The sequence below is a fragment of the Kitasatospora sp. NPDC002522 genome (assembly GCF_053595195.1).
The window spans coordinates 1-23012 of sequence record NZ_JBSFXE010000072.1 but is presented as its reverse complement, the minus strand read 5'-3'; the positions used below and the strand labels follow the sequence as shown (position 1 = coordinate 23012).

The following is a 23012-nucleotide window of genomic DNA, read 5'->3' as shown; positions in this document are numbered from 1 at the left end:
CAACGCCTTCGAGATCGCCTTCGACGGCCGACTCTCCGTCGGCCGCCGCTAACTCAACCCAACCGAGTTACACCGTTCACTGGACAGACCCCCGGCGGCGTTTCGCCTGAGCCCCGAGGAATGAGCCGGGTGGGGAGTTCGTGGCGGGCGGGTGGGGTGGTGTCGCCGGTGAGACGGGCGAAGAGGCGGTGGGCGGCGAGGGTGCCGAGGGCGGTGGGGTCCTGGGCGACGACGGTGAGGGCGGGGGTGAGGAGGTCGGCGAGTTCGAGGTCGTCGAAGCCGACCATCGCGGGTCGCGGTCCGGCGGGCAGGTGGTGCAGGGCGGCGAGGGTGACCCGGTTGTTCGCGGTGAACAGCGCGGTGACGGGATCCGGCCCGGTCAGCAGGCGGCTGACCGCGGCGGCGACCCTCGCCGGGTCGGTGGGCCCGCTGTCGATCCACCGCTCGTCGACGGGAAGGCCGGCCTCGGCCATGGCGGTGCGGTAGCCGCGTTCGCGTTCGGCGCTGGTGTGGATGTCCGGCTGGTCGCCGACGAAGCCGATCCGCCGGTGGCCGTGGGCGATCAGGTGCGCGGTGCCCGCTCGTGCGCCGCCCGCGTTGTCGCTGAGCACCGCGTCGGCCGCCAACTGCGCGCCGGGCCGGTCGAGGAAGACCACGGGGGTGCCGGAGGCGATTTCGGGCAGCAGGTACCGGTGGTCGTCGCCCGCCGGGACGACGAGCAGGCCGTCCACCCGCCGGGCGCAGAACGCCAGCGCCAACTCCCTTTCCCGCAATGGGTCTTCCCCACTGGAGCCGGTGAAGAGCAGGCACCCTTCGGTGGCGGCGACCTCTTCGACGGCTCGGGAGAGCGCGGAGGAGAAGGGGTCGCTGATGTCCTCGAGCAGCAGGGCGACGCTCGCCGTCCGCCCGGTGCGCAGCAGCCGCGCGCTGTCGTTGCGGCGGAACCCGAGCGCGTCGATGGCCGTTTGGACCCGCGCCGCGGTCTCCGCGGTGACGCCGGGCTCGTCGTTGACGACGCGCGAGACGGTCTTCAGGGCGACGCCGGCCGCCGCGGCCACGTCCTTCATGGTGGGCCGGGATCCGGTGCGCCCGCTGCTGGTCATGCCCCGGAGGATAGTGCGCGTACCAGCTCGGTCCAGGCGGCGGCCAGCAGGCGGTGGCCGCGCTCGGTGGGGTGGACACCGTCGGCGGCGATCGCCTCGGGGCGGCCGGCGGCCACGGCGGCCTGGTTGAGCAGTCCGTCGGCGGCGAGCAGCAGGGCGCCGAACTCGGCCGCGAGGCGGCGGACGGCATGGATGCGGGGATCGAGGTCGGTGCGCCAGGTCCACTGCTCGGCGGTCACGGGGACCAGGAACGGCTCGATCAGCACCAGCCGGGGCGCGCAGTGCTCGTGCAGGCGGGTGAGCAGTCGGCGGTACTCGTCCTCCCACAGGTCGACGGGGCTGGGCAGGCCGGAGTCGTAGCGTCGCCAGGTGTCGTTGACGCCGATCATCAGGGAGACCAGGTGCGGGCGGTGGGCGAGGGTGTCGGTGTCCCAGCGGTCGCGCAGGTCGGTGATGCGGTTGCCGGAGACGCCGCGGTTGAGCACCGTCAGGCCCGGGTTGGCGGCGCGCAGGCGGTCGGCGGCGAGGGCGGCGTAGCCGTGGCCCAGGTCGGCGGCCAGTCGGCGGTCGCGGCCGGCGTCGGTGATGCTGTCCCCCTGGAACAGCACGGTGGCGCCGAGCGGCAGGGTGGGCGACATGGCGGCTCCTCGCAGGTGGGGCCACCGCCCGGGCGGGCTCCCCGGGCGGCGGGCGGGACTTGGCGGCGCACACGTGGCGTGCCTGGGACACCGGACGTGTCAACGATCGTGCAGCGTGCTGACGTTAACTCAGCCGGCCGACGAGCCGGCCATCGCCCTGGCATGGTCGACGAACAGCCGAGCGGCGGTGCGGGGCGGGTCGGCCGGGCCGTCGTTCCACACGATGCGGTGTCCGTCGTGGTCCGCGTAGAAGGACCCGTCGTCGACGCGTGAGGTGAGCAGCCAGAACTGGTCACCGGCCGCGCCGTCGGCCAGCGCGGCGGCGGTGTCGGGGATGCCCCGGCCGACGTCGATCCGCAGCCCGAACTCCTCGACGACGACGGGCTTCCCGAGCGCACGACCGTCGGCGAGGTGCTCGGTGATCCAACGGGTGCCCCGGCTGGTGGCGTCGGTGCCGGGTTTGCTGCCGGCGATCTCGCCCCAGTCCTGCGGGCAGACGCGGACGGTGCCGTTGTCGAGGGCAGGCAACGCGGTGGGCCGACGCCAGTTCACGCCCTCGTACGCGCTGTACGGGTGGGCACCGTCGACGGCTCGGCCGTGGGAAAGTCGTCGGTCAGGCCGAGGAACGAGCCGACGTACTGCTGCATGCCGCCGCAGTCGGGCCGGTTGTTGACCAGCGGCAGGAGCAGCCACAGGCCGACCTGCCCGGCCTTGCGTGCCGGCGCGGAGTTCTCGCCGCCGGTTCTGCCACCGGCCGTGAGCACGACCATGGTCGCGGCCGCGACGGCCACCCATCCCCGCGCATCTCGCTCACCCTTCGGACGATCGTCTACGTATCGGGGAAAGCCGCAGCCAGCGGAGCGAACCCAACCTCCCGGGCCGCTGGACGCTCGATGTAGACAACGTTGTCATCGGACGTCAGAATCACCTGGAACCATGGGCGGTGCCTCGCCCTGCGCGGCTGCCGCGCCCCCGCCCCACCCCCGGAGCCATCACGATGAGTCACCACCTGCACGGTGCCGCCCTGGCTGACGAATCCACTGGGCCCGCGCGGCGTCCGCGCGGACCGCGGCCGCTGCTCGCCGCCCTGGACATCGGCGGCACCAAGATCGCGGGCGGCCTGGTCGACGCCGACGGCGCGCTGCTGCGCCGGTTCCGGCTCCCCACCCCCACCACCGGCGACCGTTACGAGCTGATGGCCGCCGTCGACGCCGTCCTCGACGAGCTGGCCCGCGACCCGCGGTGGGCCGAGGTCCGTGCGGTCGGCATCGGCAGCGCGGGCCCGGTCGACATCTCCACCGGCACCGTCAGCCCGGTCAACCTGCCGGGCTGGCGCGAGTTCCCGCTGCGCGACGCGGTCGCCGAGCACCCCGCGGTCCGCGGACTGCCGGTCGTGCTCGGCGGCGACGCCGTCGCGATGACCGCGGCGGAGCACTGGCGCGGCGCCGCCCGCCCGTACCGCAACGCCCTCTGCCTGGTGGTCTCCACCGGCGTCGGCGCCGGTCTGGTCCTCGACGGCCGCCTGCACACCGGCCCCACGGGGAATGCCGGGCACCTCGGCCACATCAGCGTCGACTTCACCGGACGGCCATGCCCGTGCGGATCACGCGGCTGCGTGGAGGGCCTGGCCAGCGGCACCGCGATCGCCCGCACCGCCGCCGAGTCCGGCTGGCGGCCCGGGCCCGACGGCGACGCCACCGCCGCCGCGGTCGCCGCCGCCGCCCGCACCGGCGACCCGCTGGCGCTCGCCGCCTACGACCGGGCCGCCCGCGCCCTCGCCGCCGGCATCGCCGCCACCGCCACCCTGGTCGAACTCGACGTCGCCGTCGTCGGAGGCGGCGTCGCCACCGCCGGCGACGTCCTCTTCACCCCCCTCCGCCGCCACCTCGCCGCCTACGCCACCCTCCCCTTCACCCGCCACCTCCACGTCACCCCCGCCCGCCTGGGCACCGACGCCGGCCTCGTCGGCGCCGCCGCACTGGCCCGCACCCCGCTCGGCACCACGGCCTGAGCACTGCGCACCGCGCACCGCGCACCGACGGGCGACGCCTGGGGCGCGGCCTCGGAGATCCTTCCGCCGTCCGAACCCTCCCCGGGCGCGCGGCGGGTACGGTGTGAGCCGACGTCAGATCCGAGCCGACGTCAGGTGCGGACGGACCGGGGGGTTCGGTGACGGGCATCGAGAGCGCGATCGGGTACGTGTACGCGTGGGTCCTCCGCCAGGCGGACCCGGTGACCGGCCCGCCGGACTCCGCAGGTGACCACGCGCTGGCCGCGGCACTGGACCGGCTGCACGAGCTGGTCGACCGCATGCTGGGCGAGGACCCCGCGTTCCGGCGGCTGGCCGAGGAGGCCGCGGCGGGACGGCCGCAGCCGAGCGACCGGACGCGGCGGCGCGCGCAGGACGCGCTGGCGGAAGTCGCCGGGCAGGACCCGGAGTTCGCCGCAGCCCTGGACCGAGCGGTGGCCCAGGTGCGGGCCCTGGCCCAGAACAGCGCCACGGGCGTCGACATCCACGCCGCCCACGGCTCCGTGGCCGCCTGGAGCGTGCGGGACGTGACCCTGGGAAACCCTCCGCAGCCGGTTCCGCAGCAGGGCTGAGCGGAACCGGCGCACTGCAGGCCCCGCCCGTCACCGGGCACACGGTGGTCTCCGCCGACCACGGCAGCGTGGCCGTCGGCCACGCCGAGCACGTCCACCAGCACGCCGCGCCCCGTCCTCCGGCCCGCTGGCCGCACCAGGTCGGCGTGCTGCCCCCGCGCGCCCAGTCCTTCCAACACCGTTCTGCCGCCGAGCGGTTGAGGCTCGCGGTCGACAGCGGCGGGACGGCGGTGCTCGGCCAGGTGTTGACCGGCACGGGCGGAGTGGGCAAGACCCAGCTGGCCGCCGACTACGCCCGCAGCGCGTGGCAGCGCGGCGAGGTGGACGTCCTGGTGTGGATCGGCGCGAGCACCCGGTCCGCCGTGGTGGCGCGGTACGCGCAGGCCGCGGAGGAGCTTCTGGCCGTCGAACCGGGCGACCCGGAGCGGGCCGCCGAAACCTTCCTCGCCTGGTTGGAGCCCAAAGCCGGTGACACCCCGTGCCGGTGGCTGGTGGTGCTGGACGACGCCGACGACCCGGCCGAGCTGCGCGGGCTGTGGCCGCCCGACAGCCCGCACGGGCGCACCCTGGTCACCACCCGCCGCCGCGAGGCCGCCCTGACCGGCAGCCGGCGGCGCCTGGTCCCGGTCGGCCTGTTCACCCCCGCCGAGTCCGCCGCCTACCTCGGCTCCGCGCTGGCCGCCCACGACCGCCACGAGCCCGCCCACCAACTCGACGCCCTCGCCGCCGATCTGGGCCACCTGCCGCTGGCCCTCGCCCAGGCCGCCGCCTACCTCACCGACACGGCACTCACCGCCGCCGGGTACCGCCGGCTCCTCGCCGACCGCCTCCGCAGGCTCGCCGACCTGCTGCCCGAACCCGGGGCGCTGCCCGACGACCACGCCGCCACCGTCGCCGCCACCTGGTCGCTGTCCGTCGAACGCGCCGACCTGCTGCGCCCGGCCGGCCTGGCCCGCCCGATGCTCCAACTCGCCGCGATGCTCGACCCGAACGGCATCCCCGTCGCCGTCCTGGCCTCCGAACCCGCCCTCGCCCACCTCACCGCCCACCGCTCCCCCGGCAGCAGGGCGGACCTCGCCCCGGCCTCCGCCGAGGACGCGGCGGGCGCACTACGGGCCCTGCACCGGCTCAGCCTGGTCGACCACACCCCGGACGATCCCGTCCGCGTCCACCGGCTCATCCAGCGCGCCACCCGCGACACCCTCACCACGAGCCGGCACGACACCGCCGCCCTCACCGCCGCCGACGCCCTGGCAGCCGTGTGGCCCGACGTCGAACGCGACACCGACCTCGCGCAGGCGCTGCGCGCCAACACCGCCGCCCTCACCGCCGTCGCCGAGGACGCGCTGTCCGCGCCGGACGCCCACGTCGTGCTGTTCCACGCCGGCCAGAGCCTCGGCCGGTCCGGGCAGGTCGCCGCCGCCCGCGACCACTTCCGGCACCTCGTCGCGCGGACGGCGGACCGCCTCGGCCCGGACCATGCCGACACCCTCGGTGCCCGGCACGAGCTCGCCCACTGGCGGGGGCAGGCCGGTGACGCGGCCGGGGCCGCCGCGGCCTTCGCCGAGCTGCTGGCGGACCGCCTCCGGCTGGTCGGTCCGGACCACCTCGCCACCTTCGGCGCCCGGCGCGAGCACGCGTACTGGCTCGGGAGCGCGGGCGACGCGGCGGGGGCCGTCACCGCCCACCGCGAGCTGCTGGACGACATGCTCCGGGTGCTCGGGCCGGACCATCCCGCCACCCTCGCCGCCCGCCACAACCTGGCCGAATGGCGGGGCGAGGCGGGCGATCCGGCCGGGGCCGCCGCGGTCACCCGGGAGGTGCTGGCGGACCGGCTCCGGGTGCTCGGTCCTGACCATCCCGACACGCTCGCCTCCCGGAGCAACCTCGCCCAGTGGACCGGCGGCGCGGGTGACGCGGCCGGCGCGGCCGCGGCCTTCACCGAGCTGCTGGCCGACCGGCTGCGCGTGCTCGGACCGGACCACCCCGCCACCCTGACCACCCGTCACAACCTCGCCCACTGGCGGGGCGAGGCGGGCGATCCGCCCGGGGCGGCCGCCGGCTACGGCGAACTGCTGGACGACATGGTGCGCGTGCTCGGTCCCGACCACCCCTCCGTACTCACCACCCGGGCCAACCTGGCCTACTGGCGCGGGCAGGCCGGTGACGCCGCCGGCGCCGCCGAGGCGTTCGGCGCGGTGCTGGCGGACCGGCTCCGGGTGCTCGGTCCTGACCATCCGTCAACGTTCATCGCCCGCACCAACCAGGCGCGGTGGCGGGGCGAGGCCGGCGATCCGGCCGGCGCCGAGGCGGCCTTCGCCGAACTGCTGGAGGACATGCTGCCGGCGCTGGGCGCGGACCACCCCGCCACCCTCACGGCCCGGCACAACCTGGCGTACTGGCGGGGTCAGGCGGGCGACGCGCCCGGCGCCGCCGACGGCTTCGCACGGCTGCTGGACGACCGCCTGCGGGTGCTGGGCGCGGACCACCCCGAGACGCTCGGCACCCGGAGCAACCTCGCCTACTGGCGTGCCCGGGCCGGTGACCCGGCCGGCGCCGTCACCCTCATCCGCGGCGTGCTGGCGGACCGCCTCCGGGTACTCGGCCCGGACCATCCCGCGACGCTCGTCACCCGCAGCAACCTGGCCCAGTGGCAGGGCCAGGCGGGCGACGCCGCCGGTGCGGCCGCGGCCTGTGCCGTCCTGCTGGACGACATGCTGCGGGTGCTGGGCCCGGACCACGCCGCCACCCGCGCCGTCCGCCACAACCTCGCCCGCTGGCGCGAGCAGGCCGACGGGGCGGATCCCGCCCGCTGACGGCCGGTCGGCCTCAGGTGGGTGCGGTGTGTCGAACCCCGCACGCGCAGTGGCCATTCGCTACTTGAACCCGCCGTTGCTGTGCAGGAGTTGACCGTTGATCCACTGGCCCGCCGGGGAGCAGAGGAACGCGATGTAGCGCGCGGCGTCCTGCGGGGTGCCGAGGCGGGCGAGCGGGGTCTGGCGCAGCACCTCGGTGCGGATGGCGTCGTCCATCCACCCGGTGTCGGTGGGGCCGGGGTCGAGCGCGTTGGCGGTGACGCCGAGGTGGGCGAGTTCGTGGGCCGCGGCGAGGGTGATCCGGTCCAGCGCGCCCTTGCTGGCGCCGTACGGGAGGTTGCCGACGGTGTGGCCGCTGGTGAGGGCGATGATCCGGCCGGTGCCGAAGGGGCCGGTGAAGCGGCGGCCGAACTCGCGGATCAGCAGCCAGCTCGCCCGGGTGTTGACCGCGAAGTGCCGGTCGAAGCTCTCCGGCGTGGTGTCCAGCAGCCCGGAGTCGACCGACTCGGCGTGGCTGAGCACCAGCGCGGTGACCTTGCCGAGGTCGTGCTCGACCCGGTCGAACACCTGCGCCGGGGTGTCGGGCTCGGCGAGGTCCGCCTCGACGGCGAGGCTGCGCGCGCCGTGCGCCTCGATCAGCGCGCCGATCGCCGCCCGCGCGCCGTCCTCCGCGCCCCAGGCCATCCGCCGGTCGTAGGGCGTCCAGAACGTCCAGGCGATGTCCCAGCCGGCGGCGGCGAGCTGCTCGGCGATGGCCGCGCCGATCCCGGCGGTCCGGCCGACGCCGGTGATCAGTGCCACGGGGCGGCTGTCCGCCCCCGTCTCCACGTTCGTCACGGCGCACGATCCTGACTGCTCGTCACGCATCCGGCAAGCGCTTTCACACCTGCCGACCGACGCAGCGTCACGCCCACCGACGCACCGTCAGACCGCGTGCACCGCCGCCCGGACCGGACCGTCGGGGTGGACGGTGAGGTTGTACCCGGCGTCGGCCGGGGCCTCCCGGAGCTCCAGCCGGTACGCGGGCAGCAGCGCTTCGAGCAGCAGCGTCATCTCCCGCACCGCGAACTGCGCGCCCAGGCAGGCCCGCGGGCCGACGCCGAACGGGTAGTACGCGCCGGGCGCGGGGCGGCGCTCCGCGTCCAGGAAACGCTGCGGGCGGAAGCTCTCGGGCGCGGGCCACAGCACCGGGTCACGGTGCGTCAGGTACGGGCAGAGCAGCAGCGTGGTGCCCGGCTCGATCGGGTGGCCGCCGAGCGTGTCGGCCTCGGCGGCGTGCCGGGGCATGATCCAGGCGACCGGGTACAGCCGCAGCGTCTCGTCGATCAGCGCACGGATCGCAGCGGCGCGCTCGGCGGACCCGGCCGGGCCGGCGTCCAGCGCCCAGTCGCGGACCTCCGGGTGCTCGTCCAGCAGCAGGAACAGCCAGCTGAGCGTGGTGGCGGTGGTCTCGTAGCCCGCCACCACCAGGGTGAGCAGCTCGTCGCGCACCAAGCGCTCGGTGTAGTCCGGGAGTTCCTCGGCGGCGCGGAGCAGGACCTGCAGCAGGTTCGGCTCCGCGGTCTGCTGCGCGAGGGCGACGGCGTGCGCGGCCGCGGCGTCCGCCCGGGCGACGGCCTCGGTGAAGTCGGCGGTGCTGTCGCCGGTGGCGGGCGCGAAGGCGGGGATCGCCGCGAGCGAGTCGCCGGCGGCCATCAGGCCCTGGTAGGTGTCGGGGTCGAGCGGGTGCGCGGTCAGCGAGCGCCAGATCACCTCCAGCGAGAAGAACCGCAGGTCGGCGGTGACGTCCCGGACCTCGCCGGCCCGCGCGGCGTCCTGCCAGCGCTGCGCCATGGCGGCCACCGCGAGCTCGATCTGCGGCTCGTACGCGCGGATCCCGCGCCCGGTGAACTGCGGCTGCAGCAGCTTGCGTTGACGGCGCCAGGGCTCGCCGGCCGCGCACAGCAGCCCGTCGCCGAGCAGCACCTTGGCGCGGTGCCCGTGCTTGACGTAGGTGTCGGGGTGCCGGGCCAGCACGTGCTGCACCTCCTCGGCGCCGGTGACCAGCACGACCTGTCGCTCGCCGATCCGGAAGCCCGCGACCGGCCCGAGCCGAGCCGCCGCCGTGAGCAGGTCGACCAGTCGGCCGCCCTCCGCCCGCCAGCGGAGCAGTTCCTCGGGGTCGAGTTCGGGAAGCGTGCGGGTGGCTGCCGTGGCCAAGGCGGGTCTCCTGCTCGACGTGCTGCTCGACTGCGCGACGCCGCCCACCCTAACGGAGAGTGGACGATCGATCCCACCCCGCGACGGCCAGCACCAACCCCGCTGCCGGTCAGTCGAGTTGACGATCACTCACCTCCCGTCCGCCGTGCCACCCGGAAATCCACGGGACACCTCGCGCCGCGTCCTGCTAGCGTGGACGGCATGAAGCGCGCTGCCATGCTGACGACGACGCCGGAGAGTGTCCCGGCGCGCTGACTGCTGTTCTTCACCAAGCCCCGGGGCCGAGCGCCCGGGGCTTTTTGCGTGCGTCCGCGGCGGCTCGGCTCCCATCCGATGAGGAGACCGCCATGCACGACCACCGCCGACTCGGCCGCGAGCTGGGCCTGTTCGACACCGACCCGCTGATCGGCGCGGGGCTTCCGTACTGGCTGCCGGACGGCGCGGCGGTACGCCACAGCCTGGAGGAGTTCGTCCGCGGCCTGGAGCGCCGCGCGGGGTACCGGCACGTGTATTCGCCGGTGCTGGGGAAGAGGGAGTTGTACGAGATCTCCGGGCACTGGTCGCACTACCGGGACGACATGTTCCCGCCCATGGACGCGGGCGCCGCCTCGGGCGAGGACGCGGAACCCGGCCCGGACGGCGAGCAGTTGGTGCTGCGGCCGAGCCTGTGTCCGCACCACGCGGTGATGTTCCGTTCGTGTTCCCGTAGCTACCGCGAACTCCCGCTGCGGATGGCGGAGTTGGGCGGCATGTTCCGCTCCGAGCGGTCGGGGGTGCTGGGCGGCCTGACCCGGGTCCGGGCGATCCAGCTGAACGACGCGCACATCTTCTGCACCCTGGACCAGGTGGCCGAGGAGGCCCGCGGCGCACTGGAGCTGATCGCGGTGGCGTACCGGGCGATGGGCATCGTCCCGTCCCGCTACCGGCTCTCGCTGCCCGGCGCGGGCGGCAAGTACGTCGCCCGGCCGGAGCTGTGGGAGCGGGCCACCGCGCTGCTGGTCGAGGTGCTGGACGGGCTCGGCATCGCGTACGAGGCGGAGGAGGGCGAGGCCGCGTTCTACGGGCCGAAGATCGACATTCAGGTGGTGGACGGTGCGGGCCGCGAGTCCACCCTCTCCACCGTGCAGGTCGACTTCCACCAGCCGGAGCGGTTCGGGCTGGAGTACGTCGGACCGGACGGGGCCAGGCACCGGCCGGTGATGGTGCACCGCTCGATCGTCGGCAGCGTGGAGCGCGCGGTCGCCCACCTGATCGAGCAGCACGGCGGCGCGTTCCCGGCCTGGCTGGCGCCGGTCCAGCTGGCGGTGCTGCCGCTCGGCGACGAGCAGCACGCGGCGGCCGAGGAGCTGGTGCGCCGCTGCCTGGAGCTGGACCTGCGGGCCGAGCTGCTCGGTGCGGACCGCGGCTCGCTGGGCGCCCGGGTCCGGGAGGCGCGGCTGGCCCCGTACCAGGCGGTGCTGGGCCCGCGCGAGGCGGCGGACGGCACCCTCGCACTGCGCCTGCGCGACGGCCGCCGACCCGATGCGCTGCCGGCGGAACGGGCGCTGGCCCGGATCGCGGAGGTGATCGCCGGCCGCAGCGCCGAGCTGTGGTGACCCGTCACCGGGCTGTCGGCGGCTCCCTGTGGTGCGTTCCACAGCGAGCCGCCGGCGGACCGGCCGCGCGGGTGGGCGAGGCGTCCGGCGGCCTTGCCGCGTCGCGCCAACCCCCGTTTATCCAGGGCTTATCCGCGAGCTGGGCGGATACCGGGGCGACGGAGGCGGCCTCGTCCGGAGGGCGTTTCGCGTGGCATACTCCGGGACCATGACCGGCAAGCACGCGACCAGGGCCCTGCGGGGCGCGGTGTTCACCGCGCTCGCCGTGCCGCTGGCCGCGTTCGGCCAGGTGGCGATCACCGGCCGCGCGCTGCCGCTCACGCTGGTCGCGGCGGCGGGTGTCGCCGTGTTCCTGCTGGCGGTGCTGCTGGACGGTGCGCGCCGCCACTTCCTGCTGCTCTCCTCCGTGCTGCTGCCGGTGGAGCTGCTGCTGAACACCGCCTTCAACCTCGGCCAGGACGCCTGTGCGGCGCCCGCGCACGGGGTGAACCTGCTGGTCTGCGGCGGCGACTCGGTCGGCGGCTCGCAGCTGTTCGCCGAGTGGACGCACCACTCGCCCGGCCTGCTGCGGCTGCTGGTCCTCGGCGTGCACCTGGCACTGGCCCTCGCGGCCGCCGCCTGGCTGCGCCTGGCCGACGCCGCACTGGACGGCCTGGCGGACGCGGCCCGGGCGGTGGCCCGCCTGCTGCCCGCCCCGTGGCGGTCGCTGCTGCTCGCCGCCCTGCCGGGCTGCCCGGCCGTGCTGCTGCCCCCCGCCGCACCGGAGCCTGCGCTGCGCCGTCCCCAGGACGCCGTCCACTCCCCCGCCCCTCGCCGCGGTCCGCCGGAGCTTGCGCTCGCCTGCTGACGGCCCGTCACCCCGTGTGGTGGCGCCCCGGTCCGTCAACGGGCATTCGCCAGCCCACCTTTCCCCCTTGACCGCGTCCGGCCGCGCCGCTGTGCCCGCCGGGACGCGAAGGAGACGACGGACCATCATGACCACCACTCCCCAGCAGCCCACCCCCGGTACCAACCCCGCCAGCAACCCCGCCCCGAACGCCCGCAAGCGCCTGCAGGAGGCGCAGCGCCAGGAGGCCAGGGCGGCGGTGCGCCGCCGCCGGACCGTCGTCGCGGTGTCGATCGTCGCCGCGGTCGCGGTGGTCGCGGGCGGCGCCGCGCTGGCCGTCTCCACGGCCGACGACAGCGGCACGTCCGCGGCCGCCACGTCGGTGGTGACCCCGGCGAACGCGGGCGGCGCGGACGGCACCGTGGTCGTCTACGGCAAGGCCGACGCCCCGCACACCCTGGCGGTGTACGAGGACTTCCGGTGCCCGATCTGCGAGCGCTTCGAGACCTCGACGGGCAAGACCGTCCAGCAGCTCGCCGACCAGGGCACCTACAAGATCGAGTACCACCTGGCCACATTCCTGGACGCCAACCTGGGCGGTCAGGGCTCGCGCACCGCGCTGGCCGCGGCGGGCGCCGCGCTGAACGAGGGCGTGGACAAGTTCAAGGCCTTCCACGACGTGCTGTACGCCAACCAGCCCGCCGAGAGCGAGGACGGCTTCGGCGACGTCAACCGGATCCTGGACCTCGCCGGGCAGGTCCCGGGCCTGAAGACCGACGCCTTCACCAAGGCCGTCACCGACGGGACCTACAAGCCGTGGGCCGCGAAGGTCGCCACCGCGTTCAACAAGTCCGGCGTCCAGGGCACGCCGACCGTGGTGCTGGACGGCAAGTCGCTGAACGTGATCGGCAAGGACGGGCAGGCGCTCACCGGCGACCAGTTCACCGCGCTGGTCAAGCAGACGATCGGCGGGTGACGCCGTGACGACCACCGCCCGGACCACCGTCCGGACCGCCCTCGCGGGCCCGGTCCCCGCCTCCCGCGGCTTCGGCCGGCTGCTGCTGTTCGCCGGACTGCTCGGCCTGGCCGCGTCCGCCGTGCTCACGATCGACAAGATCAAGCTGCTGAAGAATCCGTCGTACCAGCCCGGCTGCAACATCAACCCGATCATCAGCTGCGGCTCGATCATGCGCACCGCCCAGGCCGAGGCCTTCGGCTTCCCCAACTCGCTGATCGGGCTCGCCGCGTTCGGCGCCCTCGCCGCCATCGGCGCCGGCCTGCTGGCCGGCGCCGCCCACCGGCGCTGGTTCTGGCTCGGCCTCCAGGCGGGCACCCTGCTCGGCCTCGGCTTCGTGATCTGGCTGATCCACCAGGCCCTGTACGAGATCGGCGCGCTCTGCCCCTACTGCATGGTGGTCTGGGCGGTGGTCATCCCGACCTTCTGGTACACCACACTCCACAACCTCCGCACCGGCACCATCCCCGCCCCGCCCCTCATCCGCCGCCTCGCCCAAGCCCCCCACCAATGGCTGGTCCCGACCGCCGCCTACCTGCTCATCGCCCTGCTGATCCTCAACCGGTTCTGGTACTACTGGCAGACGCTGCTGTGAACCGCCCTGACCTGCGCAAACATCGCTGACCCCACCCGGAGCGGGCAAATCACCCGCAAACAGCGCCCTGCTGGTCGCGGCGCGTGCCCGCTCATCACTCTTGGGCACGAGGTGCACGTAGGTCCGCAGAGTGAAGGCCTCGTCGGCGTGCCCCAGGTGGCCGGCGAGGTCCTTGATCGAGCGCCGGGTCCCCGTCCGACGGGCCGTCGTCGGTACGACGGAGCGCCGGCCGGCTCCTCGCTCTTCGAGTCCGTCGTCAGGCCACCGGAGTCACCGCCGAACAGCGAAATCCGGTACGTCCCAGGCCGACCAGTCGTGGCTCGGGAGGACCAACCGGCCATCGGTGGATACCGCCCCGTCGTCGGTGGTCTCCGCGGCAGCCTCGTCCTGGCCGCCCTCGGATGCGCGGGCCCTGGGGTGGAAGGTGAGGAAGGCACCCCAAGAACCTGCCTGAGTCTGCTCCACATAGATCGTCGGCGACTCCGATCCGTCGTCTGCTTCGGCGGGAGCCACGCCAACCCGCGCATTCGGGGCGTACACCACCAGTCCCGTCGCGTCGGCCACCGCCTGGGCGTGCTCCGCCGATTCGCAGCTGAGTAGCACGATCGAGGCCAGCGCCCCGTCCGCTACGGACTTCCTCAGCGCGGCGACGCTGGGCCTGCGCTTCAGGAATCCGCCCAGCTCCGCGCCGCCGATCGGGGAGACATCGCCGTGAGCGCTCTCCAAGGAAAAGCCCTCACGGCCGGCGTGGGCCCCGAAGAAGTACGCGTTCCCCGGGTTCCACGGCACAGGGTGGAACAACCCCGTCGGCTCGAACTCTCCGTTCCGATTCTCGAACCAGGCCAGGTTCCTCAGGGGGCGGAACGTGGGCTCGCGAAGGTGCCATTCGTGGTCGCCGAGGCTGACCCGGCCGATCGGTCGGCCGTCCGCGTCGGCCACCGTCGTCGTGTGGACCGAGCTATCGGTCAGGCGCGTCCCGTCGGCCGTCACCACGTGCCCCGCCGGGCCGCCGAGCGCAGGGTCCACGCCGCCCTTCGACGGCGGATCGATGCGCAGGATGCGCCCATGCGGGGCTTCGGTGCCGTCCACCGTCAGGTAGGGGGCTTTCAGCCCCAGCGACCATCCGCTGTCGGCCACCGGGGCCATGTCCGCCTCGGCCGTCAGGGCGTAGACGGTGCGAGGCGTTCCCGCGGCGTCCAGACCGGCCGCGATCCGGCGCGGCAGGTCGAGCCCGCCGGAGCCGGCGTGCGAGATCGCCAGGACGACCGGGACGTCGGCGGGGAGCTCCCGCAGCGCCGGGTCGGAGACCACCATGGCGGCGAACTCGTCGGCGCGGACGTTGGCGAGGTCTCCGTACGAGTCGGTCATCGGCACTTCGCCGCCGTCCAGGCCCGCCAGCACGAAGTACGGTTCGGGGCCGCCGGCCCAGGGTACGGCGAATCGCCCCAGATCCTGCCGGACGTACGCCGGGTCCTCCGGGTCCCGGTCCTGGTCGACCAGGAGGTGCCGGTAGTCGGCGACACCGGCCCGGAACTCCGCCAGCATCTCGTCAAGGTCCTCGAAGCCCTCCGGGTCGAGGTACGCGCGCCCCGTCGCCCGTGGGCCGCCCTGCGGTCCGAGGGCGCGACTCTGGACCAACTCGCCGCTGCCCGGCACCTCGTGGAGGTCCCGGTCCTCCGTCCCCTCGCCCTCGAAGAACCTCGGCTCCGGGGAGTGCACCGGGTCACCGGGTCGCGGTACGCCCTCCGCACTCCCGTCGTCGGCGTCACCGAAGGGCACCGCGGGCGCGAGGGAACCGGCCAGCTCGCCGTTCAGCCGGTGGTAGCCCTCAGGGCGGTCGGCGGACGCCGGCAGGGCTCCGTCCACCGGGAGGTGAGCCCCCAGACTCTCCACCTGGATGTCGCTCTCGCCCGCGGGCAGCCTCAGCCGCAGCCAGTGGCCGCCCTCCTGCACGGCCAGCCTGCCGGACGAGTCGAAGCCGACGCCGCGGGGCGTGGCCACCACCAGGTGCCCCGGCCCCCACCCCAGCGCCACACCGGCCGGGGAGAGCGGTGGTACGAACCAGAGCGTCCCGTTCGGGGCGTACGCCTCCAGGTCCAGGTGCGGCAGCTTCTCGCGCAGCGCGGTCAGCACCTGCGCCGCGTACGACGACTCTCCGCCGGCCCCCAGGTCGCACGCCGGGAGCTGGAGCGGCCGGACGCCGTCCCACTCGCCGCGCGCATGCAACTCGACCAGCACCGAGGCCAGTTCATCGGGTGTTACCGGTGCTCCGTGCCACACCGGCATGCCGTCGGCAGCCGTGTGCGCGGCCACGGTGAAGAAGCGCTCGTCCACCGGGAACCGCGACACGGCGGCAGCATGCTTGCCCGACGCGTCGCCCAGGAACCGCGCGCCGGGCCCGTGCTGGGTGAGCAGCTCCGACACCATCGCTTGCACCCGCTCACCGCCGCGGTCCGGCCCGGCCGGCTCCGGCGGACCGTCGACCGGCCCGTGCTCGGTGAGCAGCTCCGACACCATCGCTTGCACCCGCTCTCCGCCGCGGTCCGGCCCGGCCAGCTCTGGCGGACCGTCGACCGAGGTGGTGCGGGCGGCGAGGTCCAGCGCGCTCTGACGCTCCCCCCGTGTCAGGGGGCCGTCCCCGGGAATCCTCAGCAGCAGCCGGCTCGTCCGGTCCAAGGCCGCTCGGTCGAAGGGGCCGCTCGCGCCGAACCGGCGCCTGGCCAGCTCGTGCATACCCCGTACACCGCGCAGGTGCTCCACCGTCACCGGCCGATCGTGCGCGACCAGCAACCGCGCCGGGCCGAACAGCACCTCCCGCTCGATCCGCGACACCCGGTGGTCACCAGGCAGGCCGAGGACGTCACGGGTCAACCGGTCCAGACTCTCCGCCATCGGGTACCGGCCCCGATGAGCCGACCGCACGAGCTCCGTCAGCGCCAGACCGGCCGCGAGGTCGGCCACCCGAGGCTCCCTGCCGAGGAGCGTGCGCAGCACCTGGCCCGCCGAGGTCAGCCGCTCGCGGCGCTCGGCCTGCGGGAGAGCGGACAGCTGCGGGACGCTCGCCGCCAGCGTGTCCAACGCCGCCCGGTCCGAAGCCTCGGGCCCCACCAGCCGCTGCGTCCTGGCCAGCCGCACCAGGACCTGCCGGGTGCGGCCCGTCTCCCCGAGCGAGGCCGGTGCCACGGCCAGGACGGGTGCCGGAGGGGACACGGCCGCCCGGTCCTGGCGCAGCCGGGCCGGGGGCGCCGGCCGCCCGGCCGGATTCGCGGCCCGTCCTGGACGCGTCCGGCCCCGAGCGCCACCAGCGGCCGATGCGTCCACCCCGCGGGTGCCGGACGGCGGTGCCGTGGGCCGGGGCAGTTCCGCGACGTGGATCTCGGTCGTGCCGTCGTCGAGTGCGCGCACCTCCGTCACCCGGAACCGGGCACCGGGGGCGAACACCACCACGTCCGCGTGCGGCCCCTGGTCGGGAGCCAGGAGCGCACCCGCGCGGCGCGCGGTCAGCGGGCTGACGACGAACCGGGTCTCCTGGGCGGAGGCCGGCCCGGTGCGTTCCCGTCCCACGACCGGACCCGCCCACAGCGGGTCACCGGTCGGCAGCGCCGAGCGGTCCGCGGCGGCGGCGCGGTAGCGCGCCACCTCGGCCTGGGTCAGGGGCGCGGTGCGGTGGACCGGCCCGGTGACCTCCGGCAGTTCCCGCAGGCCGCGGGCCAGACGCTCCTCCCACTTGCCGTCCCGCAGCGGAATCAGCTGGTGCAGCCTGACGCCGCCCTCGGCGAAGAGGATCACTGCGGCGAGGTCCGACCGGCGTGCCGCGTCGACGGCCTGCACAGTGCTCCCGGCCTGCTGGCGGAGGTACGTCTCGGCGCGTTGCAGGAAGGTCGACATGCTGGCGGTGGCGTCCGGTGCCTGGTCGTCCCGCCGGGACGGGCTGTCGGCGGGGCCCTGCGGTGCGGGGTCCGCAGCGGCGACGACCCGGGGCCGGCCGGAGTTGTCGATGGCCACCGGCTGGGTCGTGGTGGCGGGCGGGAGGTCGGTCGACTGCGACGGGGCGGAGGTCCGGAACTTCGCGGTCGGCAACTGCGTCAGGTCGTCCTGCCAGCGCGTCAGCGCGAACAGCGCGGCGAGCTGCTCCTTGCCCGCGGCGTCCTTGCCGAGCAGGTCGATCATCCGGCGCACGGAGGTGCTGTCGTCGATCAGGGCCTGTCCGTGCAGGTCCTCACCGGTCCCGACCTTCGCGAAGTGGCTGCCCACCGCCTCGCGCGGGGTCCTTGGCAGCGGCAGGCCGAGGTCGCGGTGCGCCGCGACCAGGTCGATCAGCGCCTTGGACACCCGGATGTGGGCCTGGAGCGTGCCCGGGTCCAGGGTCGCGCCCCAGAGCCGGAACTCGGCCCGCGCACTGGTGCGGCCGTCGATGTTGAGGAGGTTCAACCCCCAGTACCGGCCCCGGTTGGGGTTTCGGGCCTCCGCCAGAGTGGCGAATCCGCCCGGCGGCGGTGCCTCGTTGGGCCGGCAGGCTCGCACGCCGCGGTGGGTCGGGTGCGAGGGGTCCTGGGCCAGCCGGTAGAAGGCGTCCTCGTGGTCGCGGAACACCTCGACGGCGTCGCTGTACAGGGTCGACTCGAAGCCGAAGTCACCCGTCCCGATGTTGATGTGGCCGCCACCGGTGCCGCCCGGGGCGATCCCGCCGTGCCGGGTGATGATCTCGCAGGCCTTCCGGATGTTCTCCCAGTGCTGCTTGGTGTCGTACATCACCGGGGAGATCAGCTCGGCCGCGACCCCGATCTCGTCCTCGAACCGCCAGCCGTCGAACTGCTCGGTGTAGCCCTCCGCCACGATGTCGTTGGCTGTGTGGAGCTTGGTCGTCGTGCTCAGACCACTGCGGACGAAGTCGTCCATCATCGCGGCAAGTCGGCGGTCCCGCTCCGCCTGTGGCGTCCCGTCGGGAAAGGTGATGGTGAGCTCGACGCCGATCGGGCGGCCGTCGATCGGCTCGCCGGCGCTGGTCAGCACGCCGTCGGCCTCCAGGTAGGGCACCTTGTGGTCGGTGCCGGCCCTTGCCGCCTCCACGGCCGCGACGAACGCGTCCGGTTCGGACGTGAACGACGGGCCCTGCGCGTGCCACTCCAGTGTCTGCCGGCGCGGCTGGACCAGGCCGGCCTGCCTGCCGAGGTCGGTCAGCCGTCGGAGCGACGAGTGCTCCGGGTCGATCCCCGCGCCCTGGTCGAGTCGCGTCAGCACGGCCGCCGCGGTGGAGAGCCGGTGCCGCCAGTTCACCTCGGACTTCGCATCCGAGAGCGCGTCGCGGTCAAGCAGCTTGAGCGCTGCCTCGACCTGGGGCGAGACCGTGCTGCCCGCGGCCAGCGCGCGCGCCCGATAGGCCACGGCTCGCGCGGCGGTGGCCGGCGCCCTGTCGCGCCAGTCCCGGCCGCTGCCGAAGCGCGGCCCCCAATCCCCGCGCCGCAGGTCGTCGAGGACCACGAGAACCGAGGACTTCCACACCACGGTGCCGACCTGGCTTCGGACGGTGTCGAGCGCCAGGGTGACGTGATCGTGGAACCGGGCGGCCAGCGCCTTCAGCGGCCGGGTCAGGTCGGTGTCGTGCACGAACCGCTGGAGCAGGTCGTCGGAGGGGAACAGCCTGGCTGCGCGGAGCACGGGGTACGCGTCCTCGATCTGCCGCTCCAGGTCGCGCACCTCACGGTAGGAGGGCTCGTCCAAGACCTGCCAGCGTGCCCGGGTGGCCGCCGACCTCGCCTGCGACAGCGCCGACAGCACCACGGCCGCCTCCCGCAGGCTGACGCTCGACTCCCCGGGCCGGTCGCCGACCTCGTCCGCCCGCACCTGGAGGTCGCCCCGGCGGCGGCGGAGTTCCACGTCGAGTGCGATGTTGTACGAAAAGACGCCGGCGTCCCGCACGTCCTGCGGTCTGTTCGACGGGCGGAGGGCACCGCCGTCCAGGAGCTGGTAGCGCTGCTGGTCCGAGCTGAGGGTGCGGCTGTGCAGGGACAGCCGCTCCGCGGCGGCCAGGGCCAGGTCATGGCCGAGGTCGGCCACCAGGCCGAGGATCGCCGGATCGTCCCGGATCTGCGGGGCGGACAGCACCGTGGCCCAATCCCCGGTCGCATTGTCGTCCTGGTGCTGGCTGCCCTCGACCGGCTCGCCGAGCCGGAGCTGGCGGGCCACCTCCGCGGGGCTGACCAGCCGTGGGTGTCCCGGCCTGGAGAGCTCCACACTGCCCTGCGGCCCGGCCAGGCTGACCAGATGGACGGGCGTCAGGTTGCTTCCAGTGGCCGACATATCGGGCCAGACATATCCGTTCGAATAGACGACGGCGATGTCCAGCAGGTAGGGCGGTGCCGCGAGGAGTTCGGAGGCCACCCAGTCCAGGTCGGTGTTCCACCGCCCCGGCGTCATCAGCGTGGTCAGGAGCACGGCCCGCTCCTCGGGGGTGGCGAAGTGCGCCCCCAGCGAGTCGTCCGGCGTATTGAAGAACGTATTCGCTGCCGACGCGAGCTCGTAGCGCAGGGACTGCACATCGTGATCACCGGCGGTGCCGTGCTCGCGCAGCACCGCGAGCACCGCACCGAGATAGCCGTCTCCCCCGCCGAACAGCTCCCCCCGGGCGAGCCCGCGCAGTGCGAGCTGGCTCAGCTGCCAGGCCGTGGGGTCGGGATCGACGTCCTCGTCCGTCGTCGGCGGAAGGACGACCTCGCGGCCGTCGCCGAGCACGGAGTAGTCGATCCACTCCGGCTCGCTCGGGAAGAAGACGAAGTCGTCGTCGGAGTCAGCGGTGTGGTCGACGCCCACATCCCGGCCGTCCGCCGGGTCGGCTTCCCGAACGGCCTGGCCTGCCTCCGGGGTACCGAACTTGACCGCGCCGTCGAGCGGCCGCAGGGCTGCGGCCGAGCCGACCTCGTAGCCGTCCGGGAGTTGCCCGACCACCGGGCCCTCGGTGACGACGGCCGTGTGCCCGGCATCGCCGCTGTCGGTGAACGTCCGCCAGAACGAGGTGTCGCTCTGCACCACCACCGGCCTGCCCTGGGCATCCACGCCCACGTGGTCGGCGACGATGACCTCGCGGTGGGTGGTGAAGTCGGCTTCGCCGTTCACGATCTTGGGCGTCACCCAGACGTCGCCGACGGGTGCCCGGCCGGTGAGCGGGCCGGACACGCCGGGGCGGGGGTTCGCCTGCTGGTGGGCCCAGAGCGCGGTGAGCGCCGCGGGGACGTGGCGCTCCGTCGGTGCGCCGAGGCGGCAGGAGAGGAAGTCGATGCGTGTTTTGCCATCGAGTTTGCCGCTGTCGTGGGCGGCGCGGAGGACGTCGGCGAGTTGTTCGGGGCTGATCGGGGCGCCGTTGTCGCCGATGTGCATCGCCACCACGTAGGTGTCGTCGCGGTGTGGAAGGTGGTCCAGCGTCTGCGCGTAGGTGCGCGCCGCCGCCTCCGGAAGGTTTGCCCCGCCGACCCAAACGCCGGCCGGAATCGACGTGGTGTGCAGCGGCGGCTTCGGCTCGACGCCGCCGCTGCTCGGCGGGTCGATGCGGACGAACGGTCCGCGCGGTCCGGGCACCTGCCGACCGGCCTCGTCCGTCACCGTGGCCGGCATGTAGACCACCCGGTCGGTCGCGGCCGCGACGTCCCGCGCCAACTCCAGGTCCGAGCCGCCGGACTCCGAGATCGTCAGCACGATCGGCGCGTCCGGATGCAGCGACGCCAACACCGGGTCAGCCGCCAGGACGGCGGCGAAGTCGTGCGGCTCGACCTCGGCGTCGCCGCCGCCCTGCGCTGCCAACCGCACACGGTGACCGCTCATCTCGGCCATCACGAAGAACGGCTGCTCGCCACCGGCCCACGGCGCCGGGCGCCGGCCCAGGTCGACCTTGATACGGTTCGGAGCCGAGGCCGACACACCGTCCTCCGACAGGACGTGCCGGTAGTGCGTGGTCTCCGCGCGGATGTCGCCGAGAACGGGGCCGGTGCCGCCCCCCGGCTCGTCCTTTCCGAAGCCGGCCCGGCTGAGGAAGGCACGCCCCGTCGGCCGGCCGCCGGCCTGCGGCGACACCGGGTCGGTCTCCAACCGGAAACCCGAAGCCTGCAGCGAGTGCAGGTCGCGTCCCTGCCGCCCCGCCCCCGCGTGGAAGGCCGGACCCTGCGGCCCGGGGCCGAACCTGACGGTGCCGGGGATGTGGCTCGCGGGGGTATGGGCGTCCGGGTCGGAGACGTGCTCGCTGCGGTACCCGGTGGGTGCGGCGTCCTCGACGGTGCCGCCGGCCGTCAGCAGGCCACCGTGCTCGGCGGCCGTCTCCGCGGTATGCGCGGCATCACCACTGTCGGTGAACGTCCGCCAGAACGAGGTGTCGCTCTGCACCACCACCGGCCTGCCCTGGGAATCCACGCCCACGTGGTCCGCGACCACCACCTCCGGCGCCGCCGACCACTGCGTCACCCCACCCACCAGCTTCGGCACCACCCACACGTCACCCACCGGCGCCCGACCCACCAACGGCCCCGCCACACCCGGCCGAGGATTCGCCGCCTGATGCGCCCACAGCACCGCCAGCGCCTCCGACAGCCCACGCCCCGCCATCCCACCCAGCCGGCACGACAGGAAGTCGATCCGCGTCTTCCCGTCGAACAGACCCAGGTCGTACGACGCCAGCAGAACGTCCGCCAGCTGCTTCGCCGTCACCGGCGCACCAGCCGCACCGACATGCATCGCCACCACGAACGTGTCGTCCCGCCGCGGCAGATGATCCAACGCGGTCAGCGCCGTCCCACCGCCGTGGAACCCCGCCACCGCCGGGTCTCCCACCAGCACGCCCGACCGCGTCCGCTGCACGGGCAACTTCTCCACGACCGTCGCATAGTCGACCGAGATCGTCGCGGTCAGCTGACGCACACCCCGCTCGACCTGCTGCGGCAGCACCACATCGATCGGCGGATCCGCATCCACCCCCAACGCGGCCAACTCCTCCCGCAGCCGCGCCTTCAACTCCCCGACCGTCTCCGCCGCGCGCGCCGGGCCGTTCAACCCACTACCGTCACCCCGACCCGTCACCCGAATCAGCGGCAGAGCCCGACCCTCCCGGTGACGCTCCGCCAACTCCGGCGCCAACCTGCGCGCCACATCCCCGATCACCGCACGCGCGCTGTCCCGCAACTCCGTCGACGCGTACCGGAAGGACACCGACACCGGAGCCAGCGACACCGACACCGGCGAAACCGCGGCAACGGCCCCCGACACCGCACGACCCGCCCCACCCGCCGGGAACAACTCACCCAACGGAATGTCATCCTCTGCACGTTCCCCCGCGTCGGACACCGCCTCGGACGCCGCATCAGCCGCCGCATCGGCCGCTCGCACCAGCTGATCCGCCGCCGACCGGCCGTCGGAGGCCGTCACCAACCCGTCCCGGCGCGCGATGGCATCCACGGCGCTCAACCCGCGTGCCGCACCCGCATCGTTCTTCAGATAGTCCGCCAGCAGCTGCCTTGCGGCGTCCTCCGTCGAACGCCCCGTCAGGTCGTACCCCCGCACCGCCAGGAAGCGCCGCAGCCTCGCCACGTCCGCGTCATGGTTCGCTCCGCCGCTTCCCACCGACGCACCCAGCCCGAACCCGAT

The 23012-nt window shown here is 74.3% G+C and carries 14 protein-coding genes; 7 read left to right on the top strand and 7 right to left on the bottom strand.

From position 1 onward, the window contains the following. Positions 1-53: 53 nt before the first annotated feature. The 4 genes from ACWD4U_RS33520 to ACWD4U_RS33505 all read right to left on the bottom strand — a co-directional run bounded on the left by ACWD4U_RS33520 (position 54) and on the right by ACWD4U_RS33505 (position 2532). Positions 54-1103: a LacI family DNA-binding transcriptional regulator gene (locus ACWD4U_RS33520; protein WP_363461260.1), complete on the bottom strand. Its 1050-nt coding sequence runs from the start codon at positions 1101-1103 to the stop codon at positions 54-56. After that, positions 1100-1741: a GDSL-type esterase/lipase family protein gene (locus tag ACWD4U_RS33515; protein ID WP_363461262.1), complete on the bottom strand. Its 642-nt coding sequence runs from the start codon at positions 1739-1741 to the stop codon at positions 1100-1102. Before ACWD4U_RS33515 ends, ACWD4U_RS33520 begins: the two co-directional genes overlap by 4 nt. 129 nt (positions 1742-1870) lie before the next feature. Then, complete coding sequence (locus ACWD4U_RS33510) at positions 1871-2293, bottom strand: glycoside hydrolase 5 family protein (protein ID WP_363461264.1); 423 nt, start codon at positions 2291-2293, stop codon at positions 1871-1873. Continuing rightward, on the bottom strand, positions 2290-2532 hold the full coding sequence (locus tag ACWD4U_RS33505; RefSeq protein WP_363461266.1) for a hypothetical protein: 243 nt from the start codon (positions 2530-2532) through the stop codon (positions 2290-2292). The genes ACWD4U_RS33510 and ACWD4U_RS33505 overlap by 4 nt, the downstream gene beginning before the upstream one ends. A 206-nt stretch (positions 2533-2738) precedes the next feature. On the opposite strand from ACWD4U_RS33505, the gene ACWD4U_RS33500 reads away from it, so the two are divergent. From ACWD4U_RS33500 to fxsT, 3 genes are all read left to right on the top strand, one after another. Further along, positions 2739-3752, top strand: a complete 1014-nt coding sequence (locus ACWD4U_RS33500; RefSeq protein WP_363461268.1) for an ROK family protein — start codon at positions 2739-2741, stop codon at positions 3750-3752. Positions 3753-3910: 158 nt separating this feature from the next. Beyond that, positions 3911-4342, top strand: a complete 432-nt coding sequence (locus ACWD4U_RS33495) for a hypothetical protein (RefSeq protein ID WP_363461270.1) — start codon at positions 3911-3913, stop codon at positions 4340-4342. A 44-nt stretch (positions 4343-4386) separates the two neighbouring features. Then, complete coding sequence (gene fxsT / locus ACWD4U_RS33490) at positions 4387-7158, top strand: FxSxx-COOH system tetratricopeptide repeat protein (protein ID WP_363461272.1); 2772 nt, start codon at positions 4387-4389, stop codon at positions 7156-7158. Positions 7159-7218: 60 nt separating this feature from the next. Here fxsT and ACWD4U_RS33485 read toward each other — a convergent pair whose 3' ends face one another. Both ACWD4U_RS33485 and ACWD4U_RS33480 read right to left on the bottom strand, forming a co-directional pair. Then, positions 7219-7995 carry an SDR family oxidoreductase gene (locus ACWD4U_RS33485; protein WP_363461274.1) on the bottom strand — a complete coding sequence of 259 codons (777 nt, stop codon included), beginning with the start codon at positions 7993-7995 and terminating at the stop codon, positions 7219-7221. An 87-nt stretch (positions 7996-8082) separates the two neighbouring features. Beyond that, the gene (locus ACWD4U_RS33480) at positions 8083-9357 is read right to left on the bottom strand and encodes a cytochrome P450 (RefSeq protein ID WP_363461276.1); all 1275 of its coding nucleotides are present in this window, start codon (positions 9355-9357) and stop codon (positions 8083-8085) included. Positions 9358-9656: 299 nt separating this feature from the next. On the opposite strand from ACWD4U_RS33480, the gene thrS reads away from it, so the two are divergent. The 4 genes from thrS to ACWD4U_RS33460 all read left to right on the top strand — a co-directional run bounded on the left by thrS (position 9657) and on the right by ACWD4U_RS33460 (position 13388). After that, complete coding sequence (gene thrS / locus ACWD4U_RS33475) at positions 9657-10952, top strand: threonine--tRNA ligase (RefSeq protein ID WP_363461278.1); 1296 nt, start codon at positions 9657-9659, stop codon at positions 10950-10952. Between the two features lie 208 nt (positions 10953-11160). After that, positions 11161-11799, top strand: a complete 639-nt coding sequence (locus ACWD4U_RS33470; protein ID WP_363461280.1) for a hypothetical protein — start codon at positions 11161-11163, stop codon at positions 11797-11799. 127 nt (positions 11800-11926) lie between these two features. After that, positions 11927-12754: a DsbA family protein gene (locus ACWD4U_RS33465; protein ID WP_363461282.1), complete on the top strand. Its 828-nt coding sequence runs from the start codon at positions 11927-11929 to the stop codon at positions 12752-12754. A gap of 4 nt (positions 12755-12758) precedes the next feature. Then, positions 12759-13388 carry a vitamin K epoxide reductase family protein gene (locus ACWD4U_RS33460; protein WP_363461284.1) on the top strand — a complete coding sequence of 210 codons (630 nt, stop codon included), beginning with the start codon at positions 12759-12761 and terminating at the stop codon, positions 13386-13388. Between the two features lie 270 nt (positions 13389-13658). Here the strand turns inward: ACWD4U_RS33460 and ACWD4U_RS33455 are convergent, their stop codons facing one another. After that, positions 13659-22421 carry a hypothetical protein gene (locus ACWD4U_RS33455; RefSeq protein WP_449787394.1) on the bottom strand — a complete coding sequence of 2921 codons (8763 nt, stop codon included), beginning with the start codon at positions 22419-22421 and terminating at the stop codon, positions 13659-13661. Positions 22422-23012 lie beyond the last annotated feature (591 nt).